Below are 14,835 nucleotides of genomic sequence, written 5' to 3'. Positions count from 1 at the left end.
GAATCATGAAAATCGAACGTCGCGAACTGATCGCCGCCGGGGGCCTCGCCGCCTTCGCCGCCGGCTTCTCCCAGACCCTGGGCCGCATGGTGTCGGGCCTCGTCGGGGACGAACCGAAGGCGCACAGCATCCATGGCCGCTCGGCAGAGCCGGAATTCAGCGTGGATCACTCGACCGGCGAGCTGCGCCTGAACCCGAACCAGCAGGTGAGCTACACCGCCTGTCTGGGTTGTACGACGCAGTGCGGGGTGCGGGTGCGCGTGGACAAGACCACCGGCAATGTCCTGCGTGTCGCCGGCAACCCCTATAGCCCGCTGTCGACCGAGCCGCATCTGCCGATGAAGGCCTCGGTGAAGGAGAGCTTCGTCGCACTGTCGCGCTTCCAGGACAAGGGGCTGGCAGGGCGCTCGACGGCCTGCGGGCGCGGCAACGCGGCGATGGACCAGATGAATTCGCCCTTCCGCGTGCTCACGCCGCTCAAGCGCGTCGGGCCGCGCAACGGCGGCGAGTGGCAGCCGATCTCGTTCGAGCAGCTGGTGAAGGAGCTCGTGGAGGGCGGCGACCTGTTCGGCGAAGGGCATGTGGACGGCTTCAGGGCGCTGCGCGACCTCGCGACGCCGATCGATCCCGTCGCGCCCGAACTGGGGCCGCGCGTGAACCAGGTCGCGCTGATCTCCAGCGTCAATGACGGACGCGAGGCCTTTGCGCGCCGCTTCTGGAACCAGTCCTACGGCACGCTGAACTTCGTCGGACACGGTTCCTACTGCGGCGGTGCATACCGCTCCGGCTCCGGCGCGCTGTTCGGCGACATGAAGAAGATGCCGCACGCGAAGCCGGATCTGGCAAATGCCGAGTTCGTGATCTTCATCGGCACCGCGCCGGGCAACGCCGGCAACCCCTTCAAGCGCACAGGCACGCTGCTCGCGAAGGGGCGCAGCGAAGGGCGGCTGGAGTACGTCGTCGTCGATCCGGTGCTGACCAACGCCGACAACCGCGCGGCGGGCGAGCGCGGGCGCTGGGTGCCGATCCGTCCGGGCACCGACGGTGCGCTGGTGATGGGCATGATGCGCTGGATGTTCGACAACGGCCGCGTGAATACGGCCTATCTCGCGTATCCGAACCTCGCGGCGGCGGAGGCCGCGGGCGAGCCGTCCTTCACCAACGCGAGCTGGCTCGTGGTCACGGAGAAGGGTCACCCACGCGAAGGGCGCTTCCTGCGCGGATCGGACATCGGCATGACGGTGACCGAGGAGGAGAAGTACAAGGAGGCGGACCCCTATCTCGTGCTCGGCGCCGATGGCAAGCCGATGCCGGTCGATGCCGCGACCGGCCCCGCACCGCTGGAAGCGGCGGGCAGCGTGATGGTCGGCGACAAGGCGCTCGCGGTGAAGACGTCGCACGAACTGCTGCGCGAATCGGCGCTGAAGCTGAGCGTTGCCGAGTGCGCGGCGATCTGCGGGGTCCCGGAAGCCGTGATCACCGGGCTGGCGGACGAATTCAGCAGCCACGGCCGCAAGGCCTGTGCGATCGCCCATGGCGGCATGATGGCCGGCAACGGCTTCTACAACGCCTATGCGGTGGTGACGCTCAACGCGCTCATCGGCAACCTCAACTGGAAGGGCGGCTTCGTCGTGAACGGCGGCGGCTTCAAGGACGCCGGTGCAGGGCCGCGCTACGACCTCGAGACCTTCCCGGGAATGGTGAAGCCGAAGGGCACGCCGCTCGGGCGCAACGTGCCGTACGAGAAATCCGCCGAGTTCGCGCGCCGCAAGGCCGAGGGCAAGCCCTATCCGGCGCGCGACGCGTGGTTCCCGAACGCGCCGGGGCTGGTCACGGAGTGGTTCCCGGCGATGCTGCGCGGCTATCCCTACGGGCTCAAGGCGCTGGTGCTGTGGAGCTCGAACCCGGTGTACGGCCTGCCCGGCGTGCGCCCGCTGATTGAGAAGGAGCTCGCCGATCCGAAGAAGATCCCGCTGATCGTGTCGGTCGACCCGCTGATCAACGAGAGCAACGCCTACGCCGACTACATCGTGCCGGATTCGCTGATGTACGAGAGTTGGGGCTGGACGGCGCCATGGAACGGCGTGCCGACAAAGGTCACCACCGCGCGCTGGCCGGTGGTCGAGCCGAAGGCGGCGAAGACGCCGGATGGCCAGGCGATCGGCATGGAGACCTTCTTCATGGCCTTGGCGAAGGCGATGAACCTGCCCGGCTTCGGCCCGGAAGGGCTCGCCGACATGGAGGGCAAACGCCTGCCGCTGGAACGGCCCGAACACTGGTACCTGCGGGGCGGCGCGAACATCGCCTTCCTCGGCAAGGCGCCGGTCGGCGATGCGAGCGACGAGGATCTCGCGCTGTCGGGCGTAGCGCGCCTGCGCCCCCTGCTCGAAGCGACACTGAAGGAAGACGAATGGCGCAAGGTGGCCTTCCTGTACACGCGCGGCGGACGTTACCAACCGGCGAAGGAGGCCCAGGACGAGGTGAACCCGGAGTGGCAGACCAACCGTTTCAAGAACGCGTTGTGGTTGTGGAACGACAACGTCGGCGGTGCGAAGAACAGCCTCACCGGCAAGCGCTTCGCGGGCTGCGCGACCTGGCAGCCGCCCGCGTTTGCCGACGGCACGCCGATGCGCGAGCTGCACAAGGAAGCGGATTGGCCGCTGCTTGCGGTGAGCTTCAAGTCCGCGCTACAGAACTCCTACAGTATCGCGACGCGCATCACGTCCCTGCATCCGGACAATCCGGTGATCGTGCATCCCGAGGATGCCGCGCGCCTCGGCCTGGCGACGGGCGATCTGGCGCGCATGCAGACACCCGGAGGGGAGGCGACCTGCCGCGTCATCGTGCATGAAGGCGTGATGCGTGGGGTGCTGGCGGTCGAGCACGGCTACGGCCATCGTGAACTGGGCGCGCGTGCCCACGGGATCGGAGGCGAGCGCCAACCGCAGCGGCGGGATCTCGCGGCGGGGATCTGTCTCAACGATCTGGGCCTGGTCGATCCGACCCGTGGCGGCGAGGCGATCTGGGTCGATGCGGTGTCCGGCACTTCGGTGCGCAACGGCCTGCCGGCGAAGCTCGTGCGGCTGTGACGCGCAATTCGAACGGAATGTAACGGCAGGCGGATCCGTATAAGAAAAAGGCTATATTTAAACGGGATGTCGACGGTCGCGCTCCGCGGCACGAGCGCTCCGTCGGCCGTTTGCCGTTTCCTTTACCGACTCAGGAGGATGCCATGAAATCCGGATTGCTGGCGGCGGTCTGCGCAGCCGCGCTGTTCGCGGGCGGAGCTTTTGCCCAGCCGGCCGGTGGCCTGCCGCCGATTGCAGACGACGCGCCGATCTTCGGCTCGCAGATGATGACGGCGCAGGAGCGCCTCGAACACCGTGACCGCATGCGCGCCGCGAACACGCTCGAGGAGCGCGAGAAGATCCGTGCCGAGCATCACGAGCAGATGGTCAAGCGCGCCAAGGAGCGCGGCGTCACGCTGCCCGACGAGCCGCCGATGCGTGGCGGCGCGATGATGGGACCCGGCGGAGGCATGGGACCCGGCGGAGGCATGGGACCCGGCGGAGGCATGGGCGGCGGTCCGCGACGTTAGCGCGGACGGTCGGGGCCTCAGTCCAGCGCTGCCGGATCGGCACGCAGCATCAGGCGGGCGAGTTCCGCGGCGCTGCTCGTATCCGTCTTTTCCATCACGTGCTGGCGGTGCACATGCACCGTCTTCTCGCTGATGTCGAGCTCGCGCGCGACGAGCTTGTTCGGCAGCCCTTGTGCAACCAGGCGGGCGACTTCCAGCTCGCGCGGCGACAGGCGGGCGAGGCGCGCCTTCGCCTCGTCGCGCTGCGCGTGGCGCGAGCGGTCCTCGGCGCCGCGGCGCACGGCTGCCCCGACCGCGTCGAGCAGCGCCTGATCCTTGAACGGCTTTTGCAGGAAGTCGCAGGCGCCGTGCTTCATCGCCTGCACCGCGAGTTCGACGTCGCCGTGGCCGGTGATGAAGACGATGGGCGGCACGGCGCCGCCGGCGCGCAGACGTTCCTGCAGCTCGAGTCCGCTCATGGTCGGCATGCGGATGTCGAGCACGAGGCAGGCGGGCGCCTCGGGCGAACCGGCCTGGGTCGCGAGGAAGTCTTCCGCGGAGGCATGGCTCGCGACGCGCCAGCCCACGGATTCGAGCAGGAAGACGAGCGAGCGGCGAAAGGCCGCGTCGTCGTCCACGACATGGATCACGGCGTCATCGGTCGGCTGCATGATCGGTTCGGCTCTCCGGTGGTGCGCTGGCGGATGGCCCCAGCGGCAGGCTCAGGATGAATTCGCAGCCCGGGCCTTCGCCCGTGCCGTCGACGGTCAGGCGGCCGCGATGGGCCTCGGCGATCGTGCGGCAGATCGACAGGCCCAGGCCCAGCCCGTCCGGCTTGGTGGTGAAGAAGGGCTCGAACAGGCGTTCGCGCGCGGCGGCGTCGAGGCCGCTGCCGTGGTCGCGCACGGCGATGCAGGCATGGCCTGCGCTCTCCCCCGCGCCCTCGCCGATGCGTATGGCCAGGCGCTGGCGCTCGCGCGGCAGGCCGCGCGCCGCATCGTACCCGTTCTTGAGCAGGTTCAGCAGCACCTGCTGGATCTGCAGCGGGTCGACCTCGACGATCGCGCCGGCCGGCAGCGTGTCGTCGATGCTTACCTCGGGCGCATTCGCCAGCATGCCGCGGAACAGCGCCACCGCCTCCGACGCGAGCGCAGCGGGGGCGACGCGCTCGCGCACCGCGGCGCGCTTCTTCGCGAAGCCGCGGATGCGCCCGAGGATCCCGGCCGCGCGTTCGGCCTGGCCGGCAATCTCGGAGGAGGCCTCGCGCACCGCGTCGTCGGTGAGCCTGCCGTTGTCGCTGCGGCGGACGAGGCTTTGCGCGTAATTCACGATCGTCGCCAGCGGCTGATTGAGCTCGTGCGCGAGGGTGCCGGACAGCTCGCCCAGCACCGACAGGCGCGCGAGATGGTCGGCCTGTTCCTGGTTGGCGCGGATGCGCGCCTCCAGCGCCTCGCGCGCCGCGAGCGCCGCGCGCAGCTCGGCCGTGCGCGCGTGCACGAGGTGTTCGACGCGCACCGTGTACAGGATCCACGCGGCCAGCAGCAGCGCGAAGGCCGCGATCCAGCGCCAGTAGCGCTCGGCCAGCACCATCAGCGTCGGTTCGCGCAGGTAGGCGTAGGGGCCGATCTGCAGCTCGCGGAACATCTCGTGCACGGCCTGGTAGTCCGCCGGGACGGCCCACTCCATGCCGTCGCGCGCGGTCGACATCGCCAGCAGCGCGAGGGTGACTTCCTTCGCCAGCGCGGTCGGGGTGTGGCGCAGGGTCGCGAGCGGCCAGTCGGGATACAGCCGCGTCGAGGTCGCGCAGGGGAAGTCGGATTCGCTGCGCGCGCCCAGCACCGTGAAGCCGCGGCGCCATTCCTCGCGGCTTTCGAGCAGGCAGCTGCGCACGATACCGGCGTCCGCCTCGCCACGCGCCACCGCTTCGAACACGCGCGTCATCGGCAGGCCGACGGGCTTCAACTCCGCAAAGTCGCGCTGCGGGTCGATGTCCTGCGCGGCGAGCTCGCGCCAGATCGTCTGGAAGCCGCCGAACACTTCCGTCGACACCACCGCGACGCGCTTCCCGCGCAGGTCGTCGAGGGTGCGCAGCCTGTCGTTGCCGGCCTTCACGATCACCGCGGAGCCGATCGCGCGCTCGGGGGTACGCGTCGGGCCGGGGTCCAGCGTGAGGATGCGGCTCGCCCCCAGTTCGGCCTCGAGTTCGACGTAATGGCCGGGGTTGGTGATCAGGAAGTCGATATCGCCCGCGGCCGCGGCGTCGCGCAGGCCGGCGTGGTCGAGTTGCACGAGGCTGACGGTGCGCCCGGGCAGGGCATCCTGCAGGCGTCGCAGTACCGGCGACCATTCGCCGATGGTGGCGTCCGCGCCGAGGAAAGCGAGCACGCCGATGCGCACCGTGTCGGGCTCATCGGTCGGGGCCGCGCGGGCCGGCGCGAGGGTGGCGAGGAGGAACAGCACGGCGCCGAGCAGGCGCCGCACGCCGGAGTATGCAGGCATCGGGCAAGCATCCCGCGTTCGCCGCGGCCGGTCAAGCGGCTGTCATGGATTCCGATGCCTGCGCAACAACACACGCGGTGTGACGTTCTTCACGCCGGGCTGCGCATAAGTTGCGCGATCTCACCCACCCACAATGTGTCTCCGTAGAATCCTCCGCGGGTTTTTCCTGTCCGTTCGCCAGCGTATGGATCGCTACGGGCCTTCGAAACGACACTTCCGGTGGAACTGAACTGATGAATAACGACAATCCGACGTTGGTGAATTCCCTCATCCGTGGCGTGGCGGTGGCCGCCGTTGCGGCACTGGCCATGGCGTCCGGCGCCGCGAGCGCCGAGGAAGCGCCCTGCGAGGCGCCCGGTCGGCTGGTGCCGATCTCCGGGAAGATCCTCACCAACGCGCTGGGTCCGGGCGACACGCTGGGCGTGCTGTCGGGCAGGATCGACGGCCAGCAGAACCTGAAATGCGGCCTCCAGGGCAAGGCCTTCTTCAATCCGGATGGCAGCTTTGGCGGCTTCACGCACACGCTGGTGTGCGACGACATTGCGCCGGCCCAGTACGGCGGCGACAAGATTCACTCGCAGGTGGTGTCGATCAGCCGCTTCTCCAGCGTTCCGGATTTCCGCAGCTGCGGCATTCCCGGCCTGGAATACGGTTCCTTCACCGAGGTTTCCGATCCGCAGAGCGGCCGCGGCATCTTCTCGCCCACGGGCGGCGGGCGGCTGTACATCGACGGCACGGTCAATTGCGCCGGCGCCGTCGACATGAAGTTCACCGGCAAGGTCTGCCTCGTGCCCTGAGTGCCGCCGCGGGGACGCCATGCGCGGCGTCCCCGTCCGCGCGCGAGCCCGTGCGGGCTTACTTGGCGACCGGCGGTTCGGCGAACTTCGCGCCGCCGCTGTTGGCGAGGTAGGCCACCGCACGCTGCACCTCGGTATCGGTGAGGTCGGCGCCGCCACCGCGCGGCGGCATCTGGCGGATGCCGTTGATCGCGTTCTTCGTCAGCGTGTCGAAACCCTGCGCGATGCGCGGCGCCCAGGCGGCGGCGTCGCCGGTCTTCGGCGCGCCGAGCGCGCCCGCGGCGTGGCAGCCGGCGCAGGTGCCCTGGTAGACCTGTTCGCCGGTACGGCTGCCCGGCGCCACCTTCTGCACTTTCAGCGAGATTTTCGCGACCGGCTCGATGCGGCTCGCGCGGGCTTCCGGGTCGCCTTGCTGCGGCTGGCTGCAGGCTCCCAGCAGCGCGGCGAGCAGGGCGAGGACGGGTAGCGCGGCGCGGCGCGGGAGACTGTCGGGGGAAGCGATGGGCCGGTTGCACAGGGCGGGCATGCGGGCTCCTTGTAGGTGTTTTTGGGAAAACCGGAAGTATAGCCGCCACGCCGGCTGCGGGCCGGATGGCGGCGGTGTGCCGGTGGCCCGGCCTGCCCGGGGCGGGCAATCCTGCCCTGTGCGTGGCGGCTCGCACAAACAAAAAAGCCGGGGGGTCCCCGGCTGATTCGCGCGCGGCGTGAAGCGCGTCGATTACTGCACGCGCGCCTCGACGCGGCGCGCCTCGGCGGCGTCGCCACCCCCCAGCGTCACCGCCGGACGGCGCAGCAGCACGCGTTCGGCCGGCACGCCCGCCTCGACCAGCGCGTCGCGCACGGCCAGCGCACGGTTCTTCGACACCTCGGCATTCACCGCGGCGCCGCCGGTCTCGTCATGGAAGCCCGACAGCAGCACCTTCTTCTCGGGTGCCGCATCCAGCGCGACCACGATCGTCGCGATGTCGGGCGACGCATCCGCCGGCAGCGCTGCCTCGCCAACGGCGAAATAGAACTTAACCAGGGCTTCCCCTACCTCGGCCACGTCGGCGAACTGGTCCGCCACAGCTGCAGCCGCGGCCGGTGCCGGCGCCTCGGCCGCGCGCAGCTTCCACGTCCCGAGGCCGACCACCAGCGCGATCACCAGCGCGATGACACCGAAGAGCACACCGATGACGACGTTGAGTTCTCCGTCTTCCTGATCGAACATGTTCTACGCTCCAAGCACAGGGTTATCCCGCGTACGCAGGGTCGGCGGGCAGTTTAGCCGAAACGATTGCCGAATCGTATCGAATCATTTCAATGACGATCGCAGCCATGCCGCGGAATTCGCCGCACGGAGAAGGTATCGTGGCGGAGCCTGTTGCCTGCAGCGCGCCGTGGCGTTTGAATATGCATGGTTCAAGTGGCTGCACGGGGAAGGGGGCGGTTGCGTGCCCCCGGCCAGCGTGCAGCGGCAAGGAGAGACATGGACATACCGACCCTCATCGAGAAGCCCACGGTCCTGGTGGTCGACGACACCCCGGACAACCTGTCGCTGATGTCCGGCCTGCTCAAGGACCGCTACAAGGTCAAGGTCGCCAACAACGGCGACAAGGCGCTGCGCATCGCCCGCGGCGAGCCGGCGCCCGATCTGATCCTGCTCGACATCATGATGCCCGGCCTCTCCGGCTACGACGTGTGTGCGGCGCTCAAGGCCGACGCCGCCACGCGCGACATCCCCATCATCTTCCTCACCGCGATGACCGCGACCGAGGACGAGACGAAGGGCCTCGCGATGGGCGCGGCCGACTTCATCACCAAGCCGGTCAATCCGCCGGTGGTGCTGGCGCGCGTCGCCACCCACCTGCACATCAAGGCGGCGGCGGATTTCCTGCGCGACAAGAACGCCTACCTCGAAGCCGAGGTCGCCCGGCGCACGCGCGAGCTCGCTGCGATCCAGGACGTCGCCATCCTCGCGATGGCCTCGCTTGCCGAGACGCGCGACAACGATACCGGCAACCACATCCGCCGCACGCAGTTCTACGTCCGCGCGCTGGCCGAGCACCTGCAGCCGCACCCACGGTTCCGCGATTTCCTGACCGACGCCACCATAGACATGCTGTTCAAGTCGGCTCCGCTCCACGACATCGGCAAGGTCGGCATTCCCGACCGCATCCTGCTCAAGCCCGGGCGCTTCGACGACGCCGAGTTCGAGACGATGAAGGCGCATACGACGCTGGGCCGCGACGCGATCATCCACGCCGAGCGCAAACTCGGCATGGACGTGGGCTTCCTGCGCCTCGCCAAGGAGATCGCCTATTACCATCAGGAAAAGTGGGACGGATCGGGCTACCCCGAGGGCATCGCCGGCGACGCGATCCCGATCTCCGCGCGCCTCATGGCCCTGGCCGACGTTTACGACGCGCTGATCAGCAAGCGCGTGTATAAGGACCGCATGTCGCACGAACAGGCCGCCGCGATCATCCGCAAGGGCCGCGGCTCGCACTTCGACCCCGATATCGTCGACGCCTTCGTCGCGCTGCAGGACGAATTCCGCGCCATCGCCGCGCGCTTTGCCGACTAGGCCGCCATCGGTGCGACAACCAGGAGCCGCAACAATGAGCCTTTCGATGTCCGCGCTGGAGCGCCGCACCCTGGCGGTGAAACTGATGCTGGGCTTCGTCGGCCTGCTGCTGGTCGTCGGCGGCATCAGCCTGAATTCCCTGCACAACCAGAACCTGCTCAACAACGACTTGCAGGCGCTTTATGAACGGGAGCTGATGGGCGTCTCGCACGTCAAGGAGGCGCGCATCCAGTTCGCGCAGATGGGTCATGCGCTGCGCCAGGCCATCCTGCCGCAGGAGCCGGGTGAACGCGATCTGGCCCTGCGCCAGCTTGCCGAGTCCGAGAGCCGCATGCGCAGCGAACTGGAGGCGGCGGTGGCCTTGTTCCACCGCGAGGACAACCGCGAGCGGCTCGCGCGCTTCGAGGACCGCTTTGCGCAATACAAGATCGGCGTCGCGCGGGTCGTCGAGCTGCAGAAGAAGGCCGAGCTCATGGAGGCGCTCGCCGCGGTCGCCTCGCCCGGCTTTCAGCACGCCGGCAAGGCTGCCGGCGACACGCTGGTCGACATCGCGCGCGTGATGGAGGAAGAAGCGCGCGACGCCGCCATCGCCGCCGACCGGCGCATGGTCCAGATCGAGCGCACCACCTACGCCATGATCGTCGGCGGAGGCTTGGTCGCGCTGCTGCTGGGTACCCTCGTCGCGCAGTCCATCCGGCGGCCGACCGAACGCCTGCGCAGCGTCGTCGAGCAGATCTCGGCCGGCCATTTCGAACAGTCCGTCCCGCACACCGAGTATCCCAACGAAATCGGAGACCTCGCGCGCGCCATCGAGGTGCTGCGTGTCGAGGCGCGCAAGGTCGAGACGCAGCGCTGGCTCAAGACCCACCTCGCGGCCATCTCCGGCGACCTGCAGATGTCGTCCGGCCTCGCTGAGCTGGCACAGAAGTTCCTCTCCAACCTCGCACCGGTCCTCCAGCTCGGTCACGCCGCCTTCTACTATCACGACGAACACGCACGCCGCCTCGTCCTGCTCGCGGGCTACGCTCTGCGCGGGCCCGCGCAACCCGTCCCCCAGTTCGCCCCCGGCGAAGGCCTGGTCGGACAATGTGCGCTCGAGCGCGCGTCGATCATCTTCACCAACCCGCCAGCGGACTACATCCACATCGGATCGGGGCTGGGCGAGGCCGCCCCGCGCGCGATCGGCGTCTTCCCCGTGGCACGCAACGAACGCCTGCTCGCGGTGGTGGAACTCGCCACCTTCGAGGGATTCGGCCCCCATCAGCAAGCCCTGCTCGACGGCCTGATGCCCATCCTCGCAATGAGCCTCGAAATCCTCGAGCGCAACGCGGCCACGCAGACGCTGCTCGAGGAGACGCAGCGCCAGGCCGAGAACATGGAACAGCAGGCGCGCCAGCTCGAGGAGCAGACCGTCGAACTCGAGGCCCAGCAGGAGTCGCTGCGCGAAACCTCCGCCCACCTGGCGATCCTGGAAGAGCGCAGCCGCCTGATCCTCGGCTCCGTCAAGGACGGCATCATCGGTCTGGACCAGGACGGCGTGATGACCTTCGCCAACCCCGCGGCGCCGGCGATGCTCGGATACAGCGAAGAGGAATTCGTCGGCCAGGCCGTGCATGCCCTCATCCACCATAGCTACCCGGACGGCCGCGCGTTCCCGCGCGACGAGTGCTCGATGTATCTCACCGGCATGGACGGCGAGGCGCGCATCGTCGACAGCGAAGTCCTGTGGCGCAAGGACGGTACCGCGCTGCCGGTCGAATACTCGACCACCCCCATCCACAAGGACGGTGCCCTCGTCGGCTCCGTCGTCGTGTTCCGCGACATCACCGAACGCAAGGCTGCGGAGAAGGCCCTCGCCGACCAGCGCACCTCGTTGCAATACATCCTCGATCACAGTCCGGTCGGCACCGCCTTCACCACCGACGGCGTGTTCCGCTACACCAACCCCGAATTCACGCGCATGTTCGACAGCCGCCCGGGCGACCCCGCGCTGCACATCTACGCCTCGCCCGAAGACCGCCTGCGCATGGTCGAGGACCTACGCCGCGAGGGCTACATCCGCGACCGCGAGATGCGCCTGGTGGCTGCGGGCGGGGAACTGCGCGACTTCCTCGTCACCTTCATGCCCTTCGCCCACGAGGGCGAGAAAGGCGTCATGGGCTGGCTGCTCGACATCACCGACCGCAAGCGCGCCGAGGCCGAGATCCTGCGCGCCAAGGAGCTCGCCGAGGAAGCCACGCGCGCCAAGAGCGACTTCCTCGCCAACATGAGCCACGAGATCCGCACCCCGATGAACGCCATCATCGGCATGTCGCACCTCGCGCTGCAGGGTCCGCTCGACCGCAAGCAGCGCAACTACATCGAGAAGGTGCATCGCGCCGGCGAGAACCTCCTCGGCATCATCAACGACATCCTCGACTTCTCCAAGATCGAAGCCGGCAAGATGTCGATGGAAACGGTCGAATTCCGGCTCGAAGACGTCATGGACCACCTCGCCAACCTCGTCGGCCTCAAGACCGAGGACAAGGGCCTGGAGCTGCTGTTCAGCGCCGCTCCGGACGTCCCCACCGCCCTCGTCGGCGACCCGCTGCGCCTCGGCCAGGTCCTGGTCAACCTCGGCAATAATGCGGTCAAGTTCACCGAAACGGGCGAGATCGTCGTCGGCATCGAAACCGTCTCGCAGACCGCCGAGCAGGTCGAGCTGCAGTTCTCGGTGCGCGACACCGGCATCGGCATGAGCCCCGAGCAGTGCGAATCGCTGTTCCGCAGCTTCACGCAGGCCGACGCGTCCACCACGCGCAAGTACGGCGGCACCGGCCTCGGCCTCGCGATCTCGAAGCGGCTCGTCGAGATGATGAAGGGACACATCTGGGTCGAAAGCGCCGTCGGCCGCGGCTCCACCTTCCACTTCACCGCCCGCTTCGGCCTGCAGGCCGAACCGGCCATCAGGCGCATGTTGCGCGCCGACGAACTGCAGGGCGTGCGCGTCCTCGTCGTCGATGACAACGCCTCCGCGCGCGAAATCTTCTCCGCCATGCTGCGCCACTTCGGCCTGGCGGTCGATGTCGCCTGGGACGGCAGCCAGGCGCTCGACATGATCGCCGCCGCCGACGCCCGCCGCACCCCCTACGACCTCGTGCTGATGGACTGGAAGATGCCCGTCATCGACGGCGTCGAGGCCGTGCGCCGGCTGCAGATCGGGCACTCCACACGACAGCCGGCCGTCATCATGGTCACCGCCTACGGCCGCGAAGAAGCGCTCGGCTCGGCCGAACTGCGCGGCGTCGCCATCAAGTCCGTCCTCACCAAGCCCGTCACCGCATCGCGCCTGCTCGAGGCCATCGGCGAGGCGCTCGACAAGCGCGGCCTCGTCGATACTCGCGCGCACGAAAGCATCGACGGCTCCAGCGCCGCCATGGCGACCCTCGCCGGCGCCCGCGTGCTGCTCGTCGAAGACAACGAAATGAACCAGGAGCTCGCCACCGACCTCCTGCGCCAGGCAGGCATCGAAGTCGTCGTCGCCGGCAACGGCCAGGAAGCGCTCGACACCCTCGCCCGCGACGCCCGCTTCGACGGCATCCTCATGGACTGCCAGATGCCCGTCATGGACGGCTATACCGCCACGCGCGAAATCCGCCGCAACCCGGCGTGGGCCAAGCTCCCCGTGCTCGCCATGACCGCCAACACCATGGCTGGCGACCGCGACAAGGCCATCGCCGCCGGCATGGATGACCACATCGCCAAGCCGCTCGACGTTTCCGGCATGTTCGTCACCCTCGCGAAATGGATCCGCCCTGCACCCGGCGCGCCCGCAAGCGCGGCGGCCTTGCCGGCTGCGCCGGAGAAGGGCGCGGCCGCGCTGCCCTCGCTCCCCGGCATCGACGTCGCCGCCGGCCTGGCGACGACGATGGACAACCGCGAGCTCTACCTGCGCATGCTCGCGCGCTTCCGTGACACCCAAAGCCGCTTCGCCGAACAGTTCGCCGCCGCCCAGGCCGACCCGGATCCGAGTGCCGCCATGCGCGCTGCCCACACCCTCAAGGGCAACGCCGCCAATATCGGCGCGCGCGGCGTCCAGAGCGCGGCCGAAGCCCTCGAACTAGCCTGCCGCGACGGACTGCCCGTCGCCCAGCTCACGCCGCTGTTGGATTGGACGCTGGCCGAACTCGAACCTGTCATCGAGGGGCTGTGGCGGATCGAGCCCCCCGAAAGTGCACAGACCGCGGCGCAAGCCGTGGCCATCGACGCCGCGAACCTGCAGCACGAGCTCGAGCACCTCAGGGCCCTGCTGGAAGACAGCGACCCCGAAGCCGCCGAAGAGGCCGACGCCCTCACCCGCCGCGCCGCTGGCACCCCGCTCGCGCCCGCCCTCAAACAGGTCGCTGCCAGCGTTGCCGCCTACGACTACGACAAGGCGCTGGAATGCCTCGCGGTCCTGAGCACCAAGGGCGCTTGAGGTGACTTTGCGCGCCGCCGAACGCCGCTCTCCGAAGGCCGGAGTCGTCATGCGCCGCAGATCAGGTATAATGCCGCGTTCCGTCGCCACGCCAGTGGCACAAGGCGCCCGTAGCTCAGCTGGATAGAGTACTGCCCTCCGAAGGCAGGGGTCGGACGTTCGAATCGTCTCGGGCGCGCCATATTTTTCAACGGGTTAGATCGTTTCGGTCTAGCCCGTTTTCCTTTTGTGCCCACGCCGTGCCCATCCGGTGCCCACGGTGTGCCCACCATTTTTCACGCTTGCACGGTGGTCGCGGCGAATGACCGTTGCCTCCCGTGCCTTGGCGTAGAGTCAATTCCCGACGCCAGGAACCCGTTCGAATAGCTCTCCGACCGAGCAGTTGAAGAGTTCGCAGAGGCGTTCAATCGCTTCCAGGTCGACTCGACTTGCGGTCTCGTTGTAGAGCAGCGTAACCGTGTTGCGATGCAATCCGGTTTCCCTAGCCACGTCGGCAATCTTCATCTTGCGCTCTCCCATCATGCGGGAGAGGTGACACTTGATCATTTCATTCCCCAGAAAAAAATATCATCTAAAACGACAAAAAGACGTTGACAGCGACTTCTTTGTGCTTAGAATGTTATTCAGGATGACAAAACACATTGACGGAAGGTGTTTTGAAATTCTGGATGAGTCTAACCACTGGAGATCATCATGTCACTCACTTACCTGACCACAGACGAGCTGTCGTCACTAATCAAATACGATCCGCGCACCATCCGCGAACGCCTCAAGGACAGCGTCCTGCTTGAGGGGACGCACTACATCCGTCCGTTCGGCGGCCGGAAGATTCTCTACATCTGGGAGCATATCGAGCGCGATATGGGCTGCGCGTCCGAGCAGTCTTTCGCGATTCCGATGGCAAATGGAGGGGTCTGCCATGGGTAGCATCCGCTGTCGG

Annotated in this window: 11 protein-coding genes and 1 tRNA gene; 7 read left to right on the top strand and 5 right to left on the bottom strand. The window is 68.0% G+C overall.

The genetic code is table 11. From position 1 onward, the window contains the following. Window positions 1–5: 5 nt before the first annotated feature. Both GO615_RS03610 and GO615_RS03605 read left to right on the top strand, forming a co-directional pair. Window positions 6–3,089 (top strand): molybdopterin dinucleotide binding domain-containing protein, encoded by a 3,084-nt coding sequence (locus tag GO615_RS03610; RefSeq protein WP_169125683.1) that lies wholly within the window; start codon window positions 6–8, stop codon window positions 3,087–3,089. A 143-nt stretch (window positions 3,090–3,232) separates the two neighbouring features. Beyond that, window positions 3,233–3,598 (top strand): hypothetical protein, encoded by a 366-nt coding sequence (locus tag GO615_RS03605; protein ID WP_169125682.1) that lies wholly within the window; start codon window positions 3,233–3,235, stop codon window positions 3,596–3,598. 17 nt (window positions 3,599–3,615) lie between these two features. On the opposite strand, the gene GO615_RS03600 is transcribed toward GO615_RS03605, so the two are convergent. Then, window positions 3,616–4,248, bottom strand: a complete 633-nt coding sequence (locus GO615_RS03600; RefSeq protein WP_169125681.1) for a response regulator transcription factor — start codon at window positions 4,246–4,248, stop codon at window positions 3,616–3,618. Continuing rightward, window positions 4,232–6,076, bottom strand: a complete 1,845-nt coding sequence (locus GO615_RS03595) for a sensor histidine kinase (protein ID WP_211166938.1) — start codon at window positions 6,074–6,076, stop codon at window positions 4,232–4,234. The genes GO615_RS03600 and GO615_RS03595 overlap by 17 nt, the downstream gene beginning before the upstream one ends. Before the next feature lie 233 nt (window positions 6,077–6,309). Here GO615_RS03595 and GO615_RS03590 point away from each other — a divergent pair, with 233 nt between their 5' ends. Next, the gene (locus tag GO615_RS03590) at window positions 6,310–6,873 is read left to right on the top strand and encodes a hypothetical protein (RefSeq protein WP_169125680.1); all 564 of its coding nucleotides are present in this window, start codon (window positions 6,310–6,312) and stop codon (window positions 6,871–6,873) included. 58 nt (window positions 6,874–6,931) lie between these two features. On the opposite strand, the gene GO615_RS03585 is transcribed toward GO615_RS03590, so the two are convergent. Together GO615_RS03585 and GO615_RS03580 are read right to left on the bottom strand one after the other, a co-directional pair. Beyond that, window positions 6,932–7,399: a c-type cytochrome gene (locus GO615_RS03585; RefSeq protein ID WP_169125679.1), complete on the bottom strand. Its 468-nt coding sequence runs from the start codon at window positions 7,397–7,399 to the stop codon at window positions 6,932–6,934. Window positions 7,400–7,591: 192 nt separating this feature from the next. Then, a complete protein-coding gene (locus GO615_RS03580) occupies window positions 7,592–8,083 on the bottom strand; it encodes an OmpA family protein (RefSeq protein ID WP_169125678.1) in 492 nt (163 codons plus the stop codon). 258 nt (window positions 8,084–8,341) lie between these two features. On the opposite strand from GO615_RS03580, the gene GO615_RS03575 reads away from it, so the two are divergent. From GO615_RS03575 to GO615_RS03565, 3 genes are all read left to right on the top strand, one after another. After that, window positions 8,342–9,439, top strand: a complete 1,098-nt coding sequence (locus GO615_RS03575) for a response regulator (protein WP_169125677.1) — start codon at window positions 8,342–8,344, stop codon at window positions 9,437–9,439. A gap of 34 nt (window positions 9,440–9,473) precedes the next feature. Further along, window positions 9,474–13,895, top strand: a complete 4,422-nt coding sequence (locus GO615_RS03570; RefSeq protein ID WP_169125676.1) for a response regulator — start codon at window positions 9,474–9,476, stop codon at window positions 13,893–13,895. 104 nt (window positions 13,896–13,999) lie between these two features. After that, a tRNA-Arg gene (locus tag GO615_RS03565) sits at window positions 14,000–14,076 on the top strand. Between the two features lie 152 nt (window positions 14,077–14,228). On the opposite strand, the gene GO615_RS03560 is transcribed toward GO615_RS03565, so the two are convergent. Continuing rightward, entirely contained in the window at window positions 14,229–14,417 is a 189-nt protein-coding gene (locus GO615_RS03560) for a helix-turn-helix domain-containing protein (RefSeq protein ID WP_281358691.1), read from the bottom strand. A gap of 171 nt (window positions 14,418–14,588) precedes the next feature. Between GO615_RS03560 and GO615_RS03555 the strand changes: the two genes are divergently transcribed. After that, complete coding sequence (locus GO615_RS03555; RefSeq protein WP_169125674.1) at window positions 14,589–14,822, top strand: hypothetical protein; 234 nt, start codon at window positions 14,589–14,591, stop codon at window positions 14,820–14,822. Window positions 14,823–14,835 lie beyond the last annotated feature (13 nt).

Source organism: Aromatoleum evansii, assembly GCF_012910805.1.
Taxonomy (GTDB): Bacteria; Pseudomonadota; Gammaproteobacteria; order Burkholderiales; family Rhodocyclaceae; genus Aromatoleum; species Aromatoleum evansii.
The sequence above is the reverse complement of the archived record's forward strand: the minus strand, read 5'-3'. Positions and strand labels throughout refer to the sequence as shown.

Excerpts from the sequence above, each read along its gene's own strand:
- GO615_RS03610 (WP_169125683.1), top strand. The coding sequence starts at position 6 with ATGAAAATCGAACGTCGCGAACTGATCGCCGCCGGGGGCCTCGCCGCC.
- GO615_RS03605 (WP_169125682.1), top strand. The coding sequence starts at position 3,233 with ATGAAATCCGGATTGCTGGCGGCGGTCTGCGCAGCCGCGCTGTTCGCG.
- GO615_RS03600 (WP_169125681.1), bottom strand. The coding sequence starts at position 4,248 with ATGCAGCCGACCGATGACGCCGTGATCCATGTCGTGGACGACGACGCG.
- GO615_RS03595 (WP_211166938.1), bottom strand. The coding sequence starts at position 6,076 with ATGCCTGCATACTCCGGCGTGCGGCGCCTGCTCGGCGCCGTGCTGTTC.
- GO615_RS03590 (WP_169125680.1), top strand. The coding sequence starts at position 6,310 with ATGAATAACGACAATCCGACGTTGGTGAATTCCCTCATCCGTGGCGTG.
- GO615_RS03585 (WP_169125679.1), bottom strand. The coding sequence starts at position 7,399 with ATGCCCGCCCTGTGCAACCGGCCCATCGCTTCCCCCGACAGTCTCCCG.
- GO615_RS03580 (WP_169125678.1), bottom strand. The coding sequence starts at position 8,083 with ATGTTCGATCAGGAAGACGGAGAACTCAACGTCGTCATCGGTGTGCTC.
- GO615_RS03575 (WP_169125677.1), top strand. The coding sequence starts at position 8,342 with ATGGACATACCGACCCTCATCGAGAAGCCCACGGTCCTGGTGGTCGAC.
- GO615_RS03570 (WP_169125676.1), top strand. The coding sequence starts at position 9,474 with ATGAGCCTTTCGATGTCCGCGCTGGAGCGCCGCACCCTGGCGGTGAAA.
- GO615_RS03560 (WP_281358691.1), bottom strand. The coding sequence starts at position 14,417 with ATGATGGGAGAGCGCAAGATGAAGATTGCCGACGTGGCTAGGGAAACC.
- GO615_RS03555 (WP_169125674.1), top strand. The coding sequence starts at position 14,589 with ATGTCACTCACTTACCTGACCACAGACGAGCTGTCGTCACTAATCAAA.